Consider the following 20,495-nt stretch of genomic DNA (forward strand, 5'->3'; position numbering starts at 1 on the left):
TTGGGAGCCTTTTTGTTATGCTTATTTTCAGAAGTAGTAGAACACAAGTCAGGCTTTGCGTAATTATCCTATGCAGGTAACCTTCTACCTCATTGGTCTTGCTTCTCGGCTAGCTTACCCTTCCTGACTTTTGCAAAGCATAAAAAAGGGGCCGTGGCCCCTTATAGCATTTACGTACAGCTCAATTACTGAACTTTATAAAAAGACTTATACCATTCAACAAAGCGTTTCACACCTTCTTCAACGCTGGTTTCAGGCTTGAAGCCAATCACACGATAAAGCTCCGCAGTATCGGCACTGGTATCTAACACGTCGCCAGGCTGCATCGGCAGCATATTCTTACGCGCCTCGATCCCCAACGCCTGTTCCAGTGCGCTGATATATTCCATCAGCTTAACCGGGCTGCTGTTGCCGATATTATAGACATGGTATGGCGCAGAACTGGTCGCCGGTGAACCCTGCTCAACCGTCCAGCTAGCATTTGCCTGAGGAATAACTGCCTGCAACCGCACAATAGCCTCAGCGATATCGTCGATGTAGGTAAAGTCACGGTGCATCTCTCCGTGGTTATATACATCGATGCTTTCACCCGCCAATATGGCCTTGGTAAATTTGAACAGCGCCATATCCGGGCGTCCCCACGGGCCATATACGGTAAAGAAACGCAGACCGGTGGTTGGCAGACCATATAAGTGGGAGTAGCTGTGCGACATCAGCTCATTGGCTTTTTTGGTTGCCGCATACAAAGATATCGGGTGATCAACAGAATCTTCGGTCGCAAAGGGCAGCTTACGATTCAGACCATATACCGAACTGGATGAGGCATATAACAGATGCTCAACTTTATTGTGTCGGCACCCTTCCAGCACATTTAAATGCCCGATGAGATTCGAGTCTGCGTACGCCAGCGGGTTATCCAATGAATAACGCACCCCGGCCTGAGCACCCAGATGAATCACCCGTTGGAACTGGTGCTCGGCAAACAGCTGCGCCATGCCCTCGCGATCGGCCAAATCCAGCTTAATAAACCGGAAGGCGGGTTTATCCGCCAGCAGATCGAGGCGAGCCATTTTCAGGCCCACATCGTAATAATCATTCAGGTTGTCGATACCGACAACCTGATGCCCAGCGGCCAACAGACGCTCAGCGGTGTGATAACCAATAAACCCTGCCGCGCCTGTAACCAGGAATTTCATATTTATCCCTTAAATAACCGGCTGAATGGACGCACCGCGACCAATCGCATAATAGGTAAAGCCACGACTTTCCAGACGTTCAGGATCAAACAGGTTACGACCATCAAAGATCACCGGCTGCTTTAACGAGCCTTTAATCACGTCGAAATCCGGTGCGCGGAAGTTCTGCCATTCGGTACAGATAACCAGCGCGTCAGCGCCCTGCAGCGCCGCTTCTTTGGTACCTACCAGCTTCAGATCGTCACGCTGACCGTAGATGCGCTGAACTTCGTTCATTGCTTCAGGGTCGTACGCCTGAACGGTAGCACCCGCTTCCCACAGTTGCTCCATCAGCACCCGGCTGGAAGCCTCACGCATGTCATCGGTATTTGGCTTGAATGCCAGCCCCCAAAGCGCAAAGGTTTTACCTTTCAGATCTTCACCAAAGTGATGCTTGATAAACTTGGTCAGCTTATATTTTTGCTGATAGTTAACCTGCTCTACGGCTTGCAACAGTTTTGGCTGGTAGCCGATATGTTCAGCCGTGCGGATCAGGGCCTGAACGTCTTTAGGGAAACAGGAGCCACCATAGCCGCAGCCTGGGTAGATAAAGTGATAGCCAATACGGGAATCAGAACCGATACCCTGACGCACTTTCTCAATGTCTGCACCCAGCATTTCGGCCAGATTAGACATTTCATTCATAAAGCTGATTTTGGTCGCCAGCATACAGTTGGCAGCATACTTGGTCAGTTCAGCACTGCGAATATCCATCATGATCATGCGATCGTGATTGCGGTTGAACGGCTCATACAGCTCGCGAATAGGTTCAATCACATCTTTGTTATCGGTACCGATAACAATGCGCTCAGGACGCATGCAGTCTGCTACTGCCGCGCCTTCCTTCAGGAACTCGGGGTTGGAAACCACATCGAAAGGAACCGTGCTGCCGCGTTTGCGCAGCGTTTCTTCCATAACCTGACGGACTTTATCTGCGGTGCCAACCGGTACGGTAGATTTATCGATCACCACTTTATGATCGGTCATGTGTTCCGCGATGGTGCGGGCCACGGCAGTCACATACTTCAGGTCGGCAGAGCCATCTTCATCCGGTGGCGTGCCCACGGCAATGAACTGAATGGTGCCATGTTCAACGCCGGCTTTAGCATCGGTGGTGAACTGCAGGCGACCTGCTTCATAGTTTTGCTGCACCAACGGCGTCAGGCCTGGCTCAAAAATAGGGATATTCCCTTTCTTCAGGTTTTCGACTTTACGCTCGTCTATATCAATACACATAACGTCGTGGCCGACTTCAGCCAACACCGCAGCCTGCACCAGGCCAACATAGCCAATACCAAAAACTGTTACTTTCATGGGAAAATCCTAGTTTTTCAAATTAAGACGAAAGATGATTAAATTATTTCTTATCAGCGGCCATTAACTGTTTCAACCACTGAGTGAACTCTTGACCCAGCCCGGCATGGCGCATGCCATACTCGACAAATGCCTGCATATAACCCAGCTTGTTGCCGCAGTCATGGCTGATCCCTTTCAGGTGATACGCCTCTACCGTCTCTTGCTGCATCAGCATTTCAATGCTGTCGGTCAGCTGGATTTCACCACCAGCGCCCGGAGGGGTTTTCGACAGCAGCGGCCAGATATCGGCGGAGAGCACATAACGGCCAACAATGGCCAGGTTGGAAGGGGCTTCATCCGGCGAAGGTTTCTCTACCACGCTAACCATCGGGGCGCTTTCGCCCGGCTGCAGCTCATACCCTTTGCAATCGGCCACGCCATAGTTGCCAACATCTTTATGCGGCACAGGCTCCACCATAATCTGGCTGATACCGGTTTGCTCAAAGCGCTGCAGCATTTCGTGCAGATTGTCTTTTTTCAGATCGGAACTGTACTCATCGAGGATCACGTCCGGCAAAATCACCGCCACCGGTTCGTCACCCACCAGTGGGTAAGCACACATGATCGCGTGACCCAAGCCTTTAGCCACCCCCTGACGCACCTGCATTACGGTAACGCCCTTGGGACAAATAGACTGCACTTCATCGAGCAACTGGCGCTTAACGCGTTTTTCCAGCATCGCTTCCAGTTCAAAACTGGTGTCGAAATGGTTTTCGATCGAATTCTTGGAGGAATGGGTAACCAACACAATTTCGTTAATCCCTGCCGCAATACACTCATTAACAACGTATTGGATCAAGGGTTTGTCAACCAGCGGCAGCATTTCTTTAGGAATGGCTTTTGTCGCCGGTAACATCCGTGTTCCCAAGCCTGCAACCGGGATCACAGCCTTTCTGACTTTACGATTTACAGCAGGCATTATTTCCTCTCTTAATAGCGCTCAGTTTATGAGCTTCATCCGCCATACAAAAACCCTCGGAGTATACCAGCTTATGACTGACTGGCATTAACCGCAGCACAAATAGAAAAACTTTAGGACAATTACCCAATGGACTGACTGAGGTAAAAATAAGCATCTCAAATATATAAATTTCAAATACTATTTTGACCCAGGAGAATTATTCAGCACTGAGCATCAGGCGTAGCCTGCCACCCGAGCCCCAAACCTGGCACTGCCAGGCGGCACAGTGCTGACTGATTTGATTCATGTACGTCGCACCCAGCGTTCCCAGTGGTACACCGTTGCTCAGTTGAATTTGATTATCACCGGTATTTACATTGGCATGCAGGCCGGCGGAGACCAGGATCAGGTTTTTATATTCGGTGTGATAATAACCGACCAGCATCGGAAATTGCCCTTCCAGCTTGCCTTGACGTAATAATTGATTAACCTGCTTTAACAATGCGCTCATTTGCGGCAGCCGATGACGCTGATTAGCTAAATGATCTTGCAACAATCCATTAAATAATGCGCGCAGCAGCAGTGCCGCCAATACGCCATTATCTCCTGCGCGGGTCACATCCAGACAATAGAACGCCAGGTCTTTATCCGACAGTGCCGCAATATCCAGCACCAGCCCCGGATTCTCGCTAGTGGTTAATTGCCGATAATTAATCCGGCAATGAGCCACGGTCTGCTGCACCGGTGGTTGTAACTGTTTGAGCAACTTCACCGCTTCGGAAGGATTTTTACTCAGCGCATCCCAGTCCTGGAACAGTTCCACCTCCTCAATGGCTGGCGAAGTGAACATATTGGGATACAGACACCCCAACACCGCTTCACGCAGACGATTAAGGTCGGTCACCGGCTTTAACAACACGTCCTGAACGCCTAACCGCAACATTTTGGCGATATCGGCCATTTTATCGGTAGCCGAAATCACCAACACCGGAGTTTGCACCCCTTGCAGCCGCAGATGTTCGACAAACTCAATCCCATCCATTTCCGGCATCGCCAGATCGCACAGGATTAAATCGGGATGAACATCATCCACCAGACTCAACGCCTGCAAACCATTGGGGGCCTCACTGGTTTCCGCCCCCAACGATTTCAAATAGCCAACAAGCACGGAACGAAAAACCAGTTCGTCCTCAACGACCAAAATGCGCTTGTGAGTCAATGGTAATGCCATCAGCCGAGCCTCTTCCCTTTTCATAATGTAATAGTGGCTCAAAAAGACCTTTTATGCCTGTCGGAAATTGCTCCCATCGCAGGTTATACAGTCAAGAACCGTAAATTATCTGTTTTTTATCAAGGGCAACAGTTTATCCAGCTGTTTTTCAACCGCCAGCCTGCCGGCTTCAATCGCCTCTTCGGCACGATGGAAATCCAACGTTGAAATCTGCGGACAATAGGGTTGGATCAACACATCCGGCGGATCGCCCGCCATGCGGTTGCGTTTCAATCGATTTTCCAGCACCTGAATAGAAGTCCCCATAATTTCCATCGCCGTTGGCGTGAAATTAGGCTTTCTGGTGGTCATTTTGCTGATGCGTTCCCTTAATCGTCCTCGCCAGTTACGGGCGGGGAGATCTTTTGCCGCGTCCATATCTGGACTGCGTACCGAGAACAAGTCCTGCTGCATCAGATGGGCATCATGTTGCAAGTCAACGGCGATCACGATGTCGGCCCCCAACGCCCGGGTCAATGAGATAGGTACCGGATTCACCACAGCGCCATCCACCAGCCAATAGCCGTCAAACCACACCGGCGCCAACAGGCCGGGCATGCTGCATGAGGCTCGCACCGCCTGATGAATGTCACCTTCGGTCAGCCACAGTTCCCGCCCGGTACTCAGATTGGTCGCCACGGCACCAAACTTCAATGAACACTCGGCGATATCATCGATCTTCAACAACTGCCCTACCGCATTAAACACCCGCTCACCGCGCAGCAACCCACCACGTTGCCAGGACAAATCCATCAAACGGATCACATCCCAATAGCTGAATGAACGCACCCAGGTTTCCATGGCCGGCAGACGATGGCTGGCAAAAGCCGCCCCTACCAATGCGCCAACCGAACAACCGGCTACTATATCGACTTCAACACCCAACTTCTTTAGTGCATTGATCACGCCAATATGTGCCCATCCTTTAGCCGCCCCCGCGCCCAATGCCAATCCAACCTTAATTTTTCGCATAGTTCCGGTCCTTTTTCGGTGAATTGCTTCGATCCTGCCGTCAGCGTAGATTGTCAGGGTCGAATGTTGTTAGGTAACATATGCGCTAAATTACTTTCGGCATCGGCCCGTTCATTTCGTTCCGGCCATTTTAGGAGTCACCTTGCCCGAATTATGCCCCTGCGGTAGCGGACTGGAGTATAGCGCATGCTGCGAACCCTACGTCAACGGCACTCAAACGCCAGCGACACCCGGACTATTAATGCGTTCGCGCTTTAGCGCGTACGTAAAACACAACGTGGATTATCTGATTGCCACCTGGCATCCCGACTGCCATGCCACAGAATGGCGCAACGCGATCGTCGACAGTTTCAAAAATACCGAATGGCTGGGTTTGACGGTGGTTGAAGAAAAACAGGGCCATGAGGCCGGGGAAGGTTTTGTCGAATTCATTGCCCAATTCGTTGACGGCAACACCGGTGAACGCCAGGCGATGCACGAGCGTTCACGCTTCCTTCAACTTGACCAACGCTGGTATTATATTGACGGAACCAAACCCCAGCCGGGCAGAAATGCCATTTGCCCCTGCGGCTCAGGTAAAAAATATAAAAAGTGCTGCGGGCGTTAGCCGGCAGTCACAGAGCCCGATAGATTTCAGGTCGCAGCCAATCCGGTCGCCGCTTGAAAATATAGATGATAAAAACTCTCGCCTGCGAAGACAGGACGTTCAGTATCAGACAGGATCCTCACTCCCATGCCACACCAAAATGTACAAAGAAAAGTTTTGCGCACCATTTGTCCGGATGCCAAAGGTCTGATCGCCAAGATCACCAATATTTGTTACAAACATGAACTCAACATTGTTCAGAACAATGAATTCGTTGATCACCGCACCGGCCGCTTCTTTATGCGTACCGAGCTGGAAGGCATTTTTAACGACACTACTTTGCTGGCGGATCTCGATAGCGCACTGCCGGTGGGTTCGGTCCGCGAACTGCATAACTCCGGCCGTCGTCGTATTGTGGTGCTGGTGACCAAAGAAGCGCATTGCCTGGGTGACTTGCTGATGAAAAGCGCCTACGGCGGCCTGGATGTGGAAATTGCGGCGGTTATCGGTAACCACGATACGCTGCAAACGTTGGTGGAGCGTTTCGATATCCCGTTCCACCTGGTCAGCCATGAAGGCCTGACGCGCGATCAACACGATCAGAAAATGATGGCCCAGATCGATCAGTATCAGCCGGATTACGTGGTGTTGGCCAAATATATGCGCGTACTGACGCCAGCATTCGTACAGCACTACCCGAACCAGGTGATTAATATTCACCACTCGTTCCTGCCGGCCTTTATCGGTGCACGGCCTTATCATCAGGCTTACGAGCGTGGCGTGAAAATCATCGGCGCTACGGCCCACTACGTTAACGATAATCTGGACGAAGGCCCGATCATCATGCAGGACGTGATTCATGTCGATCACACCTATTCTGCTGAAGATATGATGCGTGCCGGACGAGACGTCGAGAAAAATGCGCTCAGCCGCGCGCTTTACCATGTGTTGGCGCAACGGGTATTTGTCTACGGTAACCGGACGGTTATCCTGTAATTGCTCAAGAAAGCGGTGCCTTTCGTTCAGGGATGCACCGCCACGAGTAAAAAAACGGCAAACGATTCATTTTCTGCATTTCAATACTTTACACGCCCGTTTCATTTGATATGATGCGCCCCGCTTACCGAGACAGATGTTTCGCAAGCAAGGCCAGTGGTGGGGTTCCCGAGCGGCCAAAGGGAGCAGACTGTAAATCTGCCGTCACAGACTTCGAAGGTTCGAATCCTTCCCCCACCACCATCTTCTCTCTGTTAATGAGAGCGCAGCGAAAGCTGAAGCTACATAAAACACTGAGGGGGAGGATGAGAAGCTTCGCCAAGGTTCGAGCCGAGCGCAGCGAGACAACGCGCTTCAGCGCGGTAATCCTTCAGACGAAGCGCCACAGGAATCTAGCCGATCTCCTGTTAAAAAATAAGTAAAACCATGAATACCATGGTGGGGTTCCCGAGCGGCCAAAGGGAGCAGACTGTAAATCTGCCGTCACAGACTTCGAAGGTTCGAATCCTTCCCCCACCACCATCCTTGTATACCCCCCAGAATCAAATCAAACCTAAATGCTCCATGTCACTCCCAAGCGGGAAGGATGAGAAGCTTCGACAAGGTTCGAGTCTCACGCAGTGAGACAACGCGCTTCAGCGCGGCCCGAAGGGTGAGTCGCACAGCGACGAATAATCCTTCCCCCACCACCATCCTTGTATACTCCCCAGAATCAAATCAAACCTGAAAGTATCCCTATGACTCTATCAGGTCATCATTTATCAATTCCCTTAACCATTCAGCGCATCCTCAACTTGAACTCCGGCCAACAATTCGCTATACCACTGACTTCTTTAATGCAGTAAGGAAGAAAGTGCATGCGTAACAATATCTGCGTTTTTTGTGGTGCCAGCGAAGGCGTTAATCCTGCTTATGCCGAGAATGCGCGGCAACTGGGTCAAACGCTCGCCGCTCAGGGTCGACGCCTAATCTATGGCGGCGGCAAAAAAGGGTTGATGGGCATTGTGGCGGATGCCGTGCTTGCCGCCGGAGGTGAGGCGGTGGGAATTATTCCTGAGCGGTTGGTAGAAGCAGAAACCGCACATCGTGGCCTGACTGAACTGGAAGTGGTTCCTGACATGCACACCCGTAAGGCGCGCATGGCGGCTCTGGCAGACGGTTTTATTGCTCTGCCCGGCGGCATAGGTACCCTCGAGGAACTGTTTGAAATCTGGACCTGGGGCCAGATCGGCTATCACAGTAAACCGGTTGGTTTGCTGGATGTGAACGGGTTCTATCGCCCGCTAAACAGTTTCCTGCAGCACGTGGCCGATCAGGGCTTTATGCGCCATGACTATCTGGGCACCATGCACATCAGTGAATCAGCGCAAACCTTACTGCAACAATTTGACGACTATCAGCCCAAAACTTACGACCGCTGGGCAAAATAATTCTACTTGCCGCCGGCGGCCCGATGCCGCTGGCCTGCGTTACATTTCTGGTCAAACTCTGCTACTATCTCAACACATTTTTCTTGTAAAAACGGCACCGCTCATGAAGTTTGTCTCTTTTAATATCAATGGACTGCGTGCGCGTCCGCACCAACTGGCCGCGATCATCGAACAGCACCAGCCCGACGTGATCGGCCTGCAGGAAACGAAAGTTCACGATGACATGTTCCCGCTGGAAGAAGTCAGCCAGCATGGCTATCACGTGTTCTATCATGGCCAAAAAGGTCACTATGGCGTGGCGCTGCTAACCAAAGAAAAGCCGCTTGCCGTACGCCGTGGTTTCCCTACCGATGATGAAGACGCACAGCGCCGCATCATCATGGCCGATCTGGCGACGCCGCAAGGCACGCTGACGGTGATCAATGGCTACTTTCCGCAGGGGGAAAGCCGTGACCATCCGATCAAATTCCCCGCCAAGACACGCTTCTATCAGGATTTGCAAAACTACCTGGAGCAGCAAATGTCGGTGGACTCACCGGTACTGGTGATGGGTGACGTGAATATCAGCCCAAGCGATTACGATATCGGCATCGGCGAGGAAAGCCGTAAGCGCTGGCTGCGTACCGGTAAGTGCTCCTTCCTGCCGGAGGAGCGCGAATGGATGGATCGCCTGATGAACTGGGGCCTGGTAGATACCTACCGCCACGCTAACCCGGAACGTAACGATCAATTCTCATGGTTCGACTACCGTTCACGCGGTTTCGATGAAAACCGGGGCCTGCGTATCGATCTGCTGCTGGCCAGCACGCCATTGGCTGCACGCTGCACCGCCACCGGCATCGATTATCAGATCCGCGGGATGGAAAAACCGTCGGATCACGCGCCAGTCTGGGCGGAATTCTCACTGTAATTGACCCAACCCCGGCCATTGCCGGGGTTTTGCTATGTGGTACCTATGAAAATTATCGATGTCGTCGCCGCCATCATTGAAAGAAATGGCCAAATTCTTTTGGCGCAGCGTAATGCTGACAGCGATCAGGCCGGATTGTGGGAGTTTCCCGGCGGCAAGGTTGAGGCAGGCGAGAGCCAGCCACAGGCACTGGCGCGTGAACTGGACGAAGAGTTGGGAATTGTGGCCAGTGTTGGCCGCTATGTCGCCAGCAACCAGTGGCAACAAAGTGAGCGAATGATCCGGCTACATGCCTGGCAGGTTGATACCTTTAGCGGCGAATTACAAAAGCGCTGCCATTCGGATTTTGTCTGGTTGGCGCCGGAGCAGGCGTTTGACTATCCCCTGGCTCCGGCGGACGTGCCGCTATTAACCGCCTATATTAGCGCATTGCAGGCGGAAGCCTGAGTTACAGCGTCACTTCTTCAGACGCACCCAGATTAACGGATTCGTCCCTACCACGTTGGGGTCGCGTACGCACTGCAACGCTTCCCCTTCCACCTTGAGAACCGCCCCTTCAGAATAGTTTTTATCCTGATAGATGCAGCAACGACTGCAAGGTTGTGCCGCGGGTTGAGCCGCAGCGTTTTTTGCTGCCCCCCAGATCTCCGGCGACACTGGCACCACCACATCGACATCGCCACGATTGGCCATCGCCGCGTTGCAAAACAACAGTGCGCTACCGGCCAGCATCAGTAAGCCGTGATTCATTCGCTCTTCTCCCGCGCCTTACCGGCGCTTTTCTTGCGTTTTTTCGCCCCGCCAGAAGGCGACGGCGGCAACCCGCGAAACGCCATACTCGCCCGGCTCTGCTTGGCCTGATAGATCAGCTCCTGCAGAGTACCTACCAGAGGTTGCATAAAGTCCTGATAACGACAGGATTTCTCACTGATTTGCGTCAGCGTGGCTTCCCAGTTGGCGGTCATATCAGGACGGGCAGCAATATCCGGCAGCGAATGGATCAACGCCCGGCCGGTTTCACTGGAGTGAATATAGCGCCCTTTCTTATACAAAAACGCCCGCTTGAACAGCAACTCAATGATGCCCGCGCGCGTGGCCTCTGTCCCTAAACCATCGGTCGCTCGCAGGATTTTCTTTAGTGCTTTATCCTGAACGAAACGTGCAATCCCGGTCATGGCGGAAAGCAGGCTGGCATCGGTAAAAGGACGTGGCGGTTGGGTCTGACGTTCAACCACCTCTCCACGTTCACACAGTAGCTGGTCATCCTTCGCCACCACCGGCAACGGAGCGCCTTCATTTTCTTCATCACGCTCTTTACTGCCCAACAGTGTTCGCCAGCCTGCTTCAGCAAGAAAACGCGCCTTGGCGATAAACTTGCCGCCGGCAATATCCAGCTCAATCACGCATTTGCGGAACATGGCGTCCGGGCAGAACTGCATCAGGTACTGCCGCGCCACCAAGCCATAAACGTTCAGCTCATCCTGGCTGAGGCTAACCTTACTGGCGCGGGCGGTCGGAATAATGGCGTGGTGAGCATCAACCTTCTTGTCGTCCCAGCAACGGTTACGGCGATCGCTGTCGATCACCGGCTGCGGATACAGATCCGGCTGATGAACGCTGATGGCATTCAACACCGAATGCCGCCCGGCAAAATGCTCTTCCGGCAGGTAGCGACAGTCGGAACGCGGATAAGTGATCAATTTATGGGTTTCATACAGTCGCTGGCACACGTCCAGTACCTGCTGCGCGCTCAGGTTAAAGCGTTTGGAAGCCTCAATCTGTAAGGTAGACAGTGAAAACGGCAAGGGTGCGGTATCCGATTCCCGTTTATCATTATAAGAGGTGACCAGCGCCGGCTGGCCCTCGATGCGCTTGAGCACGTGTTCTGCCAACGATCGGTGCAGCAAGCGCCCTTCTTCGTCCTGATAAGGTTCGCAGGAGTCACTCGGTTGCCACAGGGCGACAAAACGCTCGTCTTTGGGCGTTACGATGTGCGCTTTAACCTCGAAGAAGTCCTTCGAGACAAAATTTTCAATATCTTCGTCACGTCTGACGACCAACCCCAACACCGGCGTCTGAACCCGGCCCACCGACAACACGCCATCATAACCGGCATTACGCCCCAAAATGGTGTAGGCGCGGGTCATGTTGATGCCATACAGCCAGTCGGCGCGGGAACGCGCCAGGGCGGAGACACAAAGTGGGATAAAGTCGCGATTGTCACGCAACCGTTCGATAGCGCGTTCCACCGCCTGCGGGTTGAGATCGTTGATCAGGCAACGGCGGACGCTGTGGCGTTTTTCCGGCGATAGCGCCAGATAGTCCAGCACCTCATCCACCAGCAATTGGCCTTCCCTGTCCGGGTCACCGGCATGCACCACTTCATCGGCCTCGTGCAGCAGCTTTTTGATGGCATTAAGCTGTTTGCTGACCGAAGGCCGTGGCTGCAACTGCCACTTTTCGGGGATGATCGGCAGATCGGCCAACGACCAGCGCGCATAACGGCTGTCGTAGGCATCCGGCTGCGCCTGTTCTAACAAGTGGCCCACACACCAGGTCACCACATCATTGTTACCGCAGGCGATAAACCCATCGCCGCGGCGATGCGGCTTGGGAAGTACGTCGGCAATGGCGCGCGCCAAACTCGGTTTCTCGGCAATAAACAGTCGCATTATTCACCGTTATTCTGGCTGTACGTCATCAGGAATTCTCTTACTTCAGCATAATTCCCGCGGAACACAATCCGCTGGGATTTCTTTTCCAATTGATAGTGATACATCGGATCGTAGTAGTGCTGCAACAACGGCACCAGCCACTGCTGATGCTCGTCACTATTTCCACTGGCCTGCTGATACTGCAGTGCCCGTTCCAGGTGCTGCGTCAGCAGTTGGAAACGCTCCAGCCCCAGGCGGCGGCGAATGGCAAACAGGCCGTGATGCAGATATTCATCGTACTTCTGCCAGCCAAGTTGCGCGCCGTAGGCCTGTTCAAACTCAATACGCATCCGGTCGATATATTCTTGCTGCAGCCGCGCCAGACGCACCTCAAAAGGATCGTCTATCACCGCCACCGGTGCCTGCTGCATACGGTTGAAGACGGGTAATGGCAGATTGTTGCTGCCGATAATGCGCCCCTCGTCTTCCAGCACCCAGCGGCGGCAGCCACCATGCTGTTTTTTCAGCAATAACACAGCCAGACGATTCTCAAAATCAATCTGTCCGCTTTGACTCACCAGCGTTCGGCCAAAAGATGAACCGCGGTGGTGCGCTGCCCCCTCCAGATCAACGCCGTCGGCCAGCTCATTGACCAACAGAGTTTTACCGCTGCCGGTATTGCCGCCAATCAGCACCATCGGCAGTTCAGCGCTCTGCTCCAGCGTGGTGAGCAAGAAATTGCGCAGGGCCTTGTAACCACCGGTGATGCGCGGATAGGCGACGCCGGCCTCACGCAGCCACTGCTGCACCAACTGAGAACGCAAACCGCCGCGGAAACAGTAAATATAGCCTTCCGGCCATTGGGCACATTGCGCCAGCCAGGCTGCCGTACGTTGCTCACGAAGCCTGCCATTAACCAGGCTGTGGCCCAGCGCAATCGCTGCCTGCTGGCCTTGCTGTTTGTAACAGGTGCCGACGGCCTGCCGCTCGTCGTCGTTCATTAACGGCAGATTCACAGCATTAGCGAACGCGCCCTGCTGAAACTCAACCGGCGCACGCACGTCAATCAGCGGGATATCCTGCAAAAAAATACGGCGATAATCCTGGCCGTCTTCCCGTTCCCTGGTAGCTGACACTAGGCAACCTCAATCAACGGCTTGCCCGGCACTGCCGCATGCAGTTCACCAATAGCCTGGAGTTGAATGCCGTGGCGCTCGGCAATCGCCTGCACCTGCTGCTCCGCTTCAGGTAGTACCGCCAGCAGCAAGCCGCCGGAGGTCTGCGGATCGCACAGCAATTGGCGCTGCAGGTCAGTCATTTCACCGACCAGATGGCCGTAACTTTCAAAATTGCGCCCGGTGCCGCCAGGCACGCAGCCTTCGGCAATATAACGCTCGATGTCCGGCAATTTAGGTACCTGATCAAACCATACCGTCGCCTGCAGCCCTGAGCCCTGGCAAACCTCGCTCAGATGCCCCAGCAGGCCAAAACCGGTAACGTCGGTCATCGCCGTCACGCCTTCGACTTCGGCAAAATCCGTGCCCGGCTTGTTCAATTGACACATCACTTCGGTTGCCAGGCCTTCATGCTCTGGCAACAGCTTGCTTTTCTTCTCGGCGGTAGTCAGCACGCCAATGCCCAACGGCTTGGTCAGGTACAATTTGGCTCCGGCCTGCGCCGCGCTGTTTTTCTTCACCCGTTCGGTATTGACGATGCCGGTCACCGCCAGGCCAAAAATAGGCTCTGGCGCATCGATAGAATGGCCTCCCGCCAGGGCGATACCCGCCTGCTGACAGGCATAGCGCCCGCCGTCGATCACCTGCTGCGCCACTTCTGCCGGCAGCGTGGCAATCGGCCAGCCCAGAATGGCAATCGCCATGATCGGTTTGCCGCCCATGGCATACACGTCGCTGATGGCGTTGGTGGCGGCGATGCGACCGAAATCGAACGGGTTATCGACGATCGGCATAAAGAAGTCGGTGGTGCTGATAATGCCCACGCCGTTGCCGATGTCATACACTGCCGCATCGTCACGGGTTTCATTACCCACCAGCAAGCGCGGATCGACAAATTTCTCCCGCTCGCTGTGCAGAATAGTTTCGAGAACTTTCGGTGAGATTTTACAACCGCAGCCGGCGCCATGGCTGTACTGGGTTAAACGGATCGCTGGCGATGTCATATACCACTCCCTTCGGTTAACGGCATTCAAGATATCATAGGGTAGCGCTTGCCGACGGGATTGGTAAGAGCGGGCTGCCGATAACCGAACGGCCTGCTCATAAACAACACAGAATGGCGGGATTTAGCGCATTTTTGCCGCAATCCCGCCAGTGGGATCAGAAATAGCTGACGAAAGGCGTGCTGTCTGGGGCGATCACTTTGGTGGAAGCTTTTAACTGTGGAGTCCCCAAATACAGGAAGCCGACAATTTCGTCCTGCTCGCGACAGCCAAAGGCTTCACGAACCAGTGAATGTTCGGTCCAGGCGCCGGTGCGCCAGATACCGTTGAAACCCTGCGCCAGTGCGGCCATCTGCATCGCCTGAACCGCACAACCGGCAGAAACCACCTGTTCCCAGCGCGGCACCTTGGTTTCTTCAGTGCAATGGGCCACCACGGTGATAATCAGCGGGGCGCGGAATGGCGCTTTTGTGGCCTTTTCTAGCGCGGCTTCATCCATTTCGTCCTGCTTTGCAGCAGCTTGTAACAATTGGCTAAAACGCTCCAGACCCTGGTTTTCGATCATCACAAAACGCCATGGCTGCAAGGCACCATGATCGGGCGCTCGCAGGCCCGCGTTGATGATATTCTGGCGCGCCTCACCCGTCGGCGCCGGGGCCGCGAGGCGTGACGCAGAGCGGCGATTCAGTAAAAGATCCAGTGCATCCATCGTAAACTCCTGATAACAATTTTCATTCAAATCACGTTAACATAGCTAAACGGCGAGTGACAGCCTCGGCATTAGCCTCTGTGACCCACGATTTAAAGCTGACATTTCTTTGGCCGCTCATTAGGATAGCGGAACATTCTCGACTCTTGCTGGAGAGCACATGCGCACATTGTGGCAAATCATTGCCGGCGTTTTCAGGTGGACATGGCGTCTGCTGAACTTTATCAGGGAACTGATCCTCAATTTGTTCCTGGTGTTGCTGATCCTGGTTGGGGTCGGTATCTATCTTTCATTCCAGAGTGCCACCACCCCTGCCGTGCCTACCCGCGGTGCGTTGCTGGTGGACCTGAGCGGCGTGGTCGTTGACCAACCGTCGATGAACAACAAGGTTCGCCAATGGGGTCGTGAACTGTTGGGCGCTTCCAGCAACCGCCTGCAGGAAAACTCCCTGTTTGACGTGGTTGACAGCATCCGCAAGGCTAAAGACGACAAAAACATTACCGGCATGGTATTGCAGTTGAATGACTTTGCCGGTGCCGATCAGCCTTCGCTGCAGTACATCGGCAAGGCGCTACGTGAATTCCGTGACAGTGGCAAACCGATCTTTGCCATTGGCGACAGCTATAACCAGACGCAATATTATCTGGCCAGCTACGCCAACAAGGTTTATCTGTCGCCACAGGGTGCGGTCGACCTGCACGGCTTTGCCACCAACAACCTTTACTACAAATCGTTGTTGGAAAAACTCAAGGTCACCACCAACATCTTCCGCGTCGGTACCTATAAATCCGCCGTGGAACCCTTGATCCGTGACGATATGTCACCGGCCGCCCGTGAGGCAGACAGCCGCTGGATTGGTGGATTGTGGCAAAACTATCTGGATACCGTGGCGGCTAACCGCCAGATCACGGCGCAACAGCTGTTCCCAGGGGCCGCAGGCGTGCTGAGCGGTATGCAGGCTGCCGGGGGGGATACGGCCAAGTATGCGCTGGATAACAAACTGGTCGATGAACTGGCGTCGCGCACCGTCATCGAAAACCAACTGATCAAGACTTTCGGTTGGGACAAGCAGGCCAATGATTTCAACGCGACCAGCATCTACGACTACCAGCCGAAGCCGACGCCGGATCAAGGCGGTAAAATTGCCGTGATCTTCGCTAACGGCGCGATCATGGACGGTCCGCAAACACCAGGCACCGTTGGCGGCGATACTACCGCCGCAGAACTGCGTCAGGCGCGACTGGATCCGGCCATCAAGGCGGTGATTTTCCGGGTCAACAGCCCAGGGGGCAGCGTCAGCGCCTCGGAAGTGATCCGCTCCGAGTTGGCTGCGGTACGTGCCGCCGGCAAACCTGTGGTGGTTTCCATGGGCGGCATGGCGGCCTCGGGCGGCTATTGGGTCTCTACACCGGCGGACTACATCATCGCCAGCCCGAGCACCCTCACCGGTTCCATTGGCATCTTCGGGGTGATTAACACCTACGAACAGACGCTGGACAGCATCGGCGTGCATACCGACGGCGTGGCAACCTCGCCGCTGGCGGATCTGGCGGTCACCAAGGCGCTGCCGCCGGAGTTCTCGCAGATGATGCAGTTGAACATCGAGAAAGGTTATCAAAACTTTATCGACCTGGTCGCCAAGTCACGCAAAATGACACCGCAGCAGGTTGATCAGATTGCTCAGGGCCACGTGTGGCTGGGCAGCGATGCCAAGACCAATGGTCTGGTCGATCAGTTGGGTGACTTCGACGACGCGGTGAAGAAAGCCGCCGAACTGGCGCAATTGAAACAGTGGCAGCTTAACTGGTTTGTCGATACGCCAAGCCTGACCGATATGGTTCTCAGTCAGTTTGGCGTTTCCATTCACGCCATGCTGCCGGCAGCCATCCAGTCGATGCTGCCTGCTCCCTTGGCATCAGTGGCCATGGCGGTTAAAGAGCAACCGGGTTTGTTCAATAACCTGAACGATCCGCAAAACCGTTATGCCATCTGTTTGACCTGCGGAGAAGTCCGCTAACAAATTAATCCTCAGCCCGGCACCCGCCGGGCTTTTTTTCTGCGCTTATCCCCCTATAATTCAGCCCATCTTATTTCTGTTAAAACAATCACTATGCAAAAGAAATCGATTTACGTCGCCTACACTGGCGGGACCATCGGCATGCAGCGTTCTGAGCACGGTTATATTCCTGTCTCCGGCCACCTGCAGCGGCAACTGGCCCTGATGCCGGAATTCCACCGGCCGGAAATGCCGGACTTCACCATTCATGAATATGCGCCGCTGATCGACTCCTCCGACATGACGCCGGAAGACTGGCAGCATATCGCCGACGATATCAAACTGAATTATGACCGCTATGACGGCTTCGTGATCCTGCACGGTACTGACACCATGGCCTTCACCGCCTCGGCGCTGTCATTTATGCTGGAAAATCTGGCCAAACCGGTGATTGTCACCGGTTCTCAGATCCCACTGGCGGAACTGCGCTCCGATGGCCAGACCAACCTGCTGAACGCGCTGTATCTGGCAGCCAACCATCCGGTAAATGAAGTCAGCCTGTTCTTCAATAACAAACTGTTCCGCGGCAACCGGACCACCAAGGCGCATGCTGACGGTTTCGACGCCTTTGCTTCACCCAATCTGCCGCCGCTGCTGGAGGCCGGTATTCATATTCGTCGCCAGAACGGCATCGACAGCCCGGTCTGCAATGGCGAACTCAAGGTGCATGACATTACGCCGCAACCGATCGGTGTGGTGACCATTTACCCAGGCATTTCCGGCGCGGTAGTACGCAACTTCCTGCTACAGCCGGTGAAAGCCTTAATCCTGCGCTCTTACGGGGTAGGCAACGCGCCGCAAAAAGCAGAGTTGGTGGATGAATTGCGCGACGCTTCCGAACGCGGCATTGTGGTGGTCAACCTGACGCAGTGCATCTCCGGGAGGGTCAATATGGAAGGCTACGCCACCGGTAATGCACTGGCCCATGCCGGCGTCATCAGTGGATTTGACATGACAGTCGAGGCCGCATTGACCAAGCTGCATTACCTGCTGAGCCAACCGCTGACGCCGGAACAAATTCGCAGCCAGATGCAACTGGATCTGCGTGGCGAGCTAAGCATTAGCGGTTAACCCATACACCACGGAGGCGCAATGAAAACAGCCCTGTTGCTTATCGATTTGCAAAACGACTTTTGCCCCGGCGGCGCACTGGCTGTGGCCAACGGTGATGCCGTCATCAGCGTTGCCAATCAGGCCATAGCGGCCTGCAGCGCACGCGGTGAGCCAGTGGTCGCCTGTCAGGACTGGCATCCCGCCAATCACCGCAGCTTTGCGGTAAATGCCAACGCCCCCGTGGGCACTCTGGGTGAGCTTGAGGGTTTGCCACAGGTCTGGTGGCCGGTGCATTGCGTACAGGAAAGCCAGGGCGCAGAGTTTCATCCGCAATTACAGCAACGGGACATTATCGCGGTGTTCCGTAAAGGCCAAAATACGGATATCGACAGCTACAGCGCCTTCTTCGACAACGGTCACCGCTCGCACACCGAGTTGGACAACTGGCTGAAAGCGCAGAACGTTAGCCATCTGGCGATTATGGGGTTAGCGACCGACTACTGCGTAAAATTCAGCGTGCTGGATGCGCTGGAGCTGGGCTACAGAACTACGGTGATTACCGACGGCTGCCGCGGGGTTGATTTGCAGCCCGGCGACAGTCAGGAAGCCCTGCGGATAATGCAACAGGCCGGAGCGCAATTAGTTACCCTGTCACAATTCATCGACCGCTGATGCCATTGGGCGCTTTTGCGCCCTTTCCTCCCCGGCCCAAATCTCGACATCGCTCACATTCCGACCATTCTCCTGTGATTACATCTTGTTCGCGTGCGGCGCTTTTGCTGTTATGACCGCTGATGCATTGGCATCAGTAAGTTATACGCATCCGGGGCCCATTGAGCCCGGCTTTATGTTACCGCCTCAGGCGGTTTCGGTCGGCCTTGCCGACCAAAGGAGATGACATGGTATTAACCCGTAAACTGCTGCCTTTGCTGGTAGCGGTGCAGCTTGGTATGGCTGGTGCCGGCATGGCTCATGCCGCTTCTTACCTTTCCGTCGGTTATTTCAACGGTGGCGGTGATGTTACCGCCGGCCCTGGTGGCGATATCAACAAGCTCGACGTCACACAAATTACCCACCTCAATTACTCTTTCGGTCTGATCTACAACGACGAGAAACAGGAAACCAACCCGGCGTTAAAAGATCCATCCCGCCTGCACCAAATTTATCTGTCACCCAAGGTGATGGCGGATTTGCAACTGTTGCCGGTACTGCGTAAACAGAACCCGGAGCTGAAAGTCTTGCTGTCCGTCGGTGGCTGGGGCGCACGCGGGTTCTCAGGCGCAGCCGCCACAGCGGAAAGCCGGGCGGTGTTTATCCGCTCGGTGCAGCAGGTCATCAAGCAATATCATCTGGACGGCATCGATCTCGACTGGGAATACCCGGTTAACGGTGCCTGGGGACTGGTCGAAAGCCAACCGGCGGATCGTGCCAACTTCACGCTGTTGCTGGCAGAGCTGCATAAAGCATTGGATAAAGGCAAGTTGCTGACCATCGCCGTCGGGGCCAACGTGAAAAGCCCGCAGGAATGGGTCGATGTTAAAGGCATTGCGCCCTACCTCGATTACATCAACCTGATGACTTACGATATGGCGTACGGCACCCAATACTTCAACTCCAATCTGTATGACTCCAAACAATGGCCAACCGTCGCCGCTGCCGATCGTTACAGCGCCAATTTTGTGGTGGATAACTATCTGGCCGCCGGGTTAAAACCTGCTCAGTTGAACCTGGGCATTGGTTTCTATGGCCGGGTGCCAAAGCGGGCTACCGAGCCAGGCATCAATTGGGACAAAGCGGACGCGGCCAAAAACCCGGTCACCCAACCCTACTTCACCGCACGCGAAACTGCCGTGTTCAAGGCTATGGGGCTGGATCTGACCAAGGACAGCTATTTCAAATACAACGATATCGTCAGCAAGCTGCTAAACGATCCCCAACGGCGCTTCACCGCCCATTGGGACAGTGACGCCCAGGTGCCTTATCTGACGATGAAATCCGCCGAGGGCAAGCCGCTGTTCGCTATTTCCTACGAGAACCCACGTTCGGTTGCACTCAAGGCTGACTACATCAAAAGCAAGGGGTTGGGCGGTGCGATGTTCTGGGAATATGGCGCAGACGACAATAACCGGTTAGCACATCAACTGGCGGAATCGCTGGGGATTAACGGCGGGAAACAGTAATTCAGCGG

19 protein-coding genes, 2 tRNA genes and 1 other RNA gene are annotated in these 20,495 nt (G+C 54.2%); 12 read left to right on the forward strand and 10 right to left on the reverse strand.

The features are described from left to right. Positions 1 to 185 precede the first annotated feature (185 nt). From ACSOSI_RS14400 to rssA, 5 genes are all read right to left on the reverse strand, one after another. On the reverse strand, positions 186 to 1,196 hold the full coding sequence (locus tag ACSOSI_RS14400; protein ID WP_112363635.1) for an NAD-dependent epimerase: 1,011 nt from the start codon (positions 1,194 to 1,196) through the stop codon (positions 186 to 188). Positions 1,197 to 1,205: 9 nt separating this feature from the next. Next, positions 1,206 to 2,549, reverse strand: a complete 1,344-nt coding sequence (locus ACSOSI_RS14405; protein ID WP_017893054.1) for a UDP-glucose dehydrogenase family protein — start codon at positions 2,547 to 2,549, stop codon at positions 1,206 to 1,208. Positions 2,550 to 2,592: 43 nt separating this feature from the next. Further along, the gene (gene galU / locus ACSOSI_RS14410; RefSeq protein WP_476705661.1) at positions 2,593 to 3,510 is read right to left on the reverse strand and encodes a UTP--glucose-1-phosphate uridylyltransferase GalU; all 918 of its coding nucleotides are present in this window, start codon (positions 3,508 to 3,510) and stop codon (positions 2,593 to 2,595) included. Between the two features lie 199 nt (positions 3,511 to 3,709). Then, positions 3,710 to 4,723, reverse strand: coding sequence for a two-component system response regulator RssB (gene rssB / locus ACSOSI_RS14415; RefSeq protein WP_012145435.1), 1,014 nt, complete (start codon positions 4,721 to 4,723; stop codon positions 3,710 to 3,712). 105 nt (positions 4,724 to 4,828) lie between these two features. After that, the gene (gene rssA, locus ACSOSI_RS14420) at positions 4,829 to 5,734 is read right to left on the reverse strand and encodes a patatin-like phospholipase RssA (protein ID WP_012145436.1); all 906 of its coding nucleotides are present in this window, start codon (positions 5,732 to 5,734) and stop codon (positions 4,829 to 4,831) included. A 142-nt stretch (positions 5,735 to 5,876) separates the two neighbouring features. On the opposite strand from rssA, the gene ACSOSI_RS14425 reads away from it, so the two are divergent. From ACSOSI_RS14425 to ACSOSI_RS14460, 8 genes are all read left to right on the forward strand, one after another. Further along, entirely contained in the window at positions 5,877 to 6,341 is a 465-nt protein-coding gene (locus tag ACSOSI_RS14425; RefSeq protein WP_026142401.1) for a YchJ family protein, read from the forward strand. Between the two features lie 126 nt (positions 6,342 to 6,467). Then, entirely contained in the window at positions 6,468 to 7,316 is an 849-nt protein-coding gene (purU, locus tag ACSOSI_RS14430) for a formyltetrahydrofolate deformylase (protein WP_012145438.1), read from the forward strand. A 158-nt stretch (positions 7,317 to 7,474) separates the two neighbouring features. After that, positions 7,475 to 7,559, forward strand: a tRNA-Tyr gene (locus ACSOSI_RS14435). Between the two features lie 194 nt (positions 7,560 to 7,753). Next, a tRNA-Tyr gene (locus ACSOSI_RS14440) sits at positions 7,754 to 7,838 on the forward strand. A 43-nt stretch (positions 7,839 to 7,881) separates the two neighbouring features. Next, positions 7,882 to 8,008, forward strand: a non-coding RNA gene (locus tag ACSOSI_RS14445) — RtT sRNA. Between the two features lie 165 nt (positions 8,009 to 8,173). Then, positions 8,174 to 8,746, forward strand: coding sequence for an LOG family protein (locus tag ACSOSI_RS14450; protein WP_012145439.1), 573 nt, complete (start codon positions 8,174 to 8,176; stop codon positions 8,744 to 8,746). A 103-nt stretch (positions 8,747 to 8,849) separates the two neighbouring features. Beyond that, a complete protein-coding gene (xthA, locus tag ACSOSI_RS14455) occupies positions 8,850 to 9,656 on the forward strand; it encodes an exodeoxyribonuclease III (protein ID WP_115184531.1) in 807 nt (268 codons plus the stop codon). A gap of 45 nt (positions 9,657 to 9,701) precedes the next feature. After that, positions 9,702 to 10,103 (forward strand): pyrimidine (deoxy)nucleoside triphosphate diphosphatase, encoded by a 402-nt coding sequence (locus tag ACSOSI_RS14460; RefSeq protein WP_218216557.1) that lies wholly within the window; start codon positions 9,702 to 9,704, stop codon positions 10,101 to 10,103. Between the two features lie 9 nt (positions 10,104 to 10,112). Here ACSOSI_RS14460 and ACSOSI_RS14465 read toward each other — a convergent pair whose 3' ends face one another. The 5 genes from ACSOSI_RS14465 to ACSOSI_RS14485 all read right to left on the reverse strand — a co-directional run bounded on the left by ACSOSI_RS14465 (position 10,113) and on the right by ACSOSI_RS14485 (position 15,198). Next, the gene (locus ACSOSI_RS14465; RefSeq protein WP_218216558.1) at positions 10,113 to 10,406 is read right to left on the reverse strand and encodes a DUF1496 domain-containing protein; all 294 of its coding nucleotides are present in this window, start codon (positions 10,404 to 10,406) and stop codon (positions 10,113 to 10,115) included. Beyond that, the gene (locus ACSOSI_RS14470; RefSeq protein ID WP_012145443.1) at positions 10,403 to 12,328 is read right to left on the reverse strand and encodes a DNA topoisomerase III; all 1,926 of its coding nucleotides are present in this window, start codon (positions 12,326 to 12,328) and stop codon (positions 10,403 to 10,405) included. Before ACSOSI_RS14470 ends, ACSOSI_RS14465 begins: the two co-directional genes overlap by 4 nt. Then, positions 12,328 to 13,446, reverse strand: coding sequence for a tRNA 2-selenouridine(34) synthase MnmH (gene mnmH, locus ACSOSI_RS14475; RefSeq protein WP_476705662.1), 1,119 nt, complete (start codon positions 13,444 to 13,446; stop codon positions 12,328 to 12,330). The genes ACSOSI_RS14470 and mnmH overlap by 1 nt, the downstream gene beginning before the upstream one ends. Further along, complete coding sequence (selD, locus tag ACSOSI_RS14480; protein ID WP_476705663.1) at positions 13,446 to 14,489, reverse strand: selenide, water dikinase SelD; 1,044 nt, start codon at positions 14,487 to 14,489, stop codon at positions 13,446 to 13,448. Before selD ends, mnmH begins: the two co-directional genes overlap by 1 nt. A gap of 157 nt (positions 14,490 to 14,646) precedes the next feature. Next, positions 14,647 to 15,198 carry an NAD(P)H nitroreductase gene (locus ACSOSI_RS14485; protein WP_012145446.1) on the reverse strand — a complete coding sequence of 184 codons (552 nt, stop codon included), beginning with the start codon at positions 15,196 to 15,198 and terminating at the stop codon, positions 14,647 to 14,649. Between the two features lie 160 nt (positions 15,199 to 15,358). On the opposite strand from ACSOSI_RS14485, the gene sppA reads away from it, so the two are divergent. The 4 genes from sppA (at position 15,359) to chiD (ending at position 20,487) form a co-directional block, all read left to right on the forward strand. After that, positions 15,359 to 17,215: a signal peptide peptidase SppA gene (sppA, locus tag ACSOSI_RS14490; RefSeq protein WP_012145447.1), complete on the forward strand. Its 1,857-nt coding sequence runs from the start codon at positions 15,359 to 15,361 to the stop codon at positions 17,213 to 17,215. Positions 17,216 to 17,308: 93 nt separating this feature from the next. Continuing rightward, on the forward strand, positions 17,309 to 18,325 hold the full coding sequence (gene ansA, locus ACSOSI_RS14495) for an asparaginase (protein WP_012145448.1): 1,017 nt from the start codon (positions 17,309 to 17,311) through the stop codon (positions 18,323 to 18,325). 21 nt (positions 18,326 to 18,346) lie between these two features. Beyond that, positions 18,347 to 18,979 carry a bifunctional nicotinamidase/pyrazinamidase gene (pncA, locus tag ACSOSI_RS14500; RefSeq protein ID WP_476705664.1) on the forward strand — a complete coding sequence of 211 codons (633 nt, stop codon included), beginning with the start codon at positions 18,347 to 18,349 and terminating at the stop codon, positions 18,977 to 18,979. 227 nt (positions 18,980 to 19,206) lie between these two features. Next, positions 19,207 to 20,487, forward strand: a complete 1,281-nt coding sequence (gene chiD, locus ACSOSI_RS14505) for a chitinase ChiD (RefSeq protein ID WP_476705665.1) — start codon at positions 19,207 to 19,209, stop codon at positions 20,485 to 20,487. Positions 20,488 to 20,495: the final 8 nt, after the last annotated feature.

It is taken from the genome of Serratia sp. AR11, from assembly GCF_056376275.1.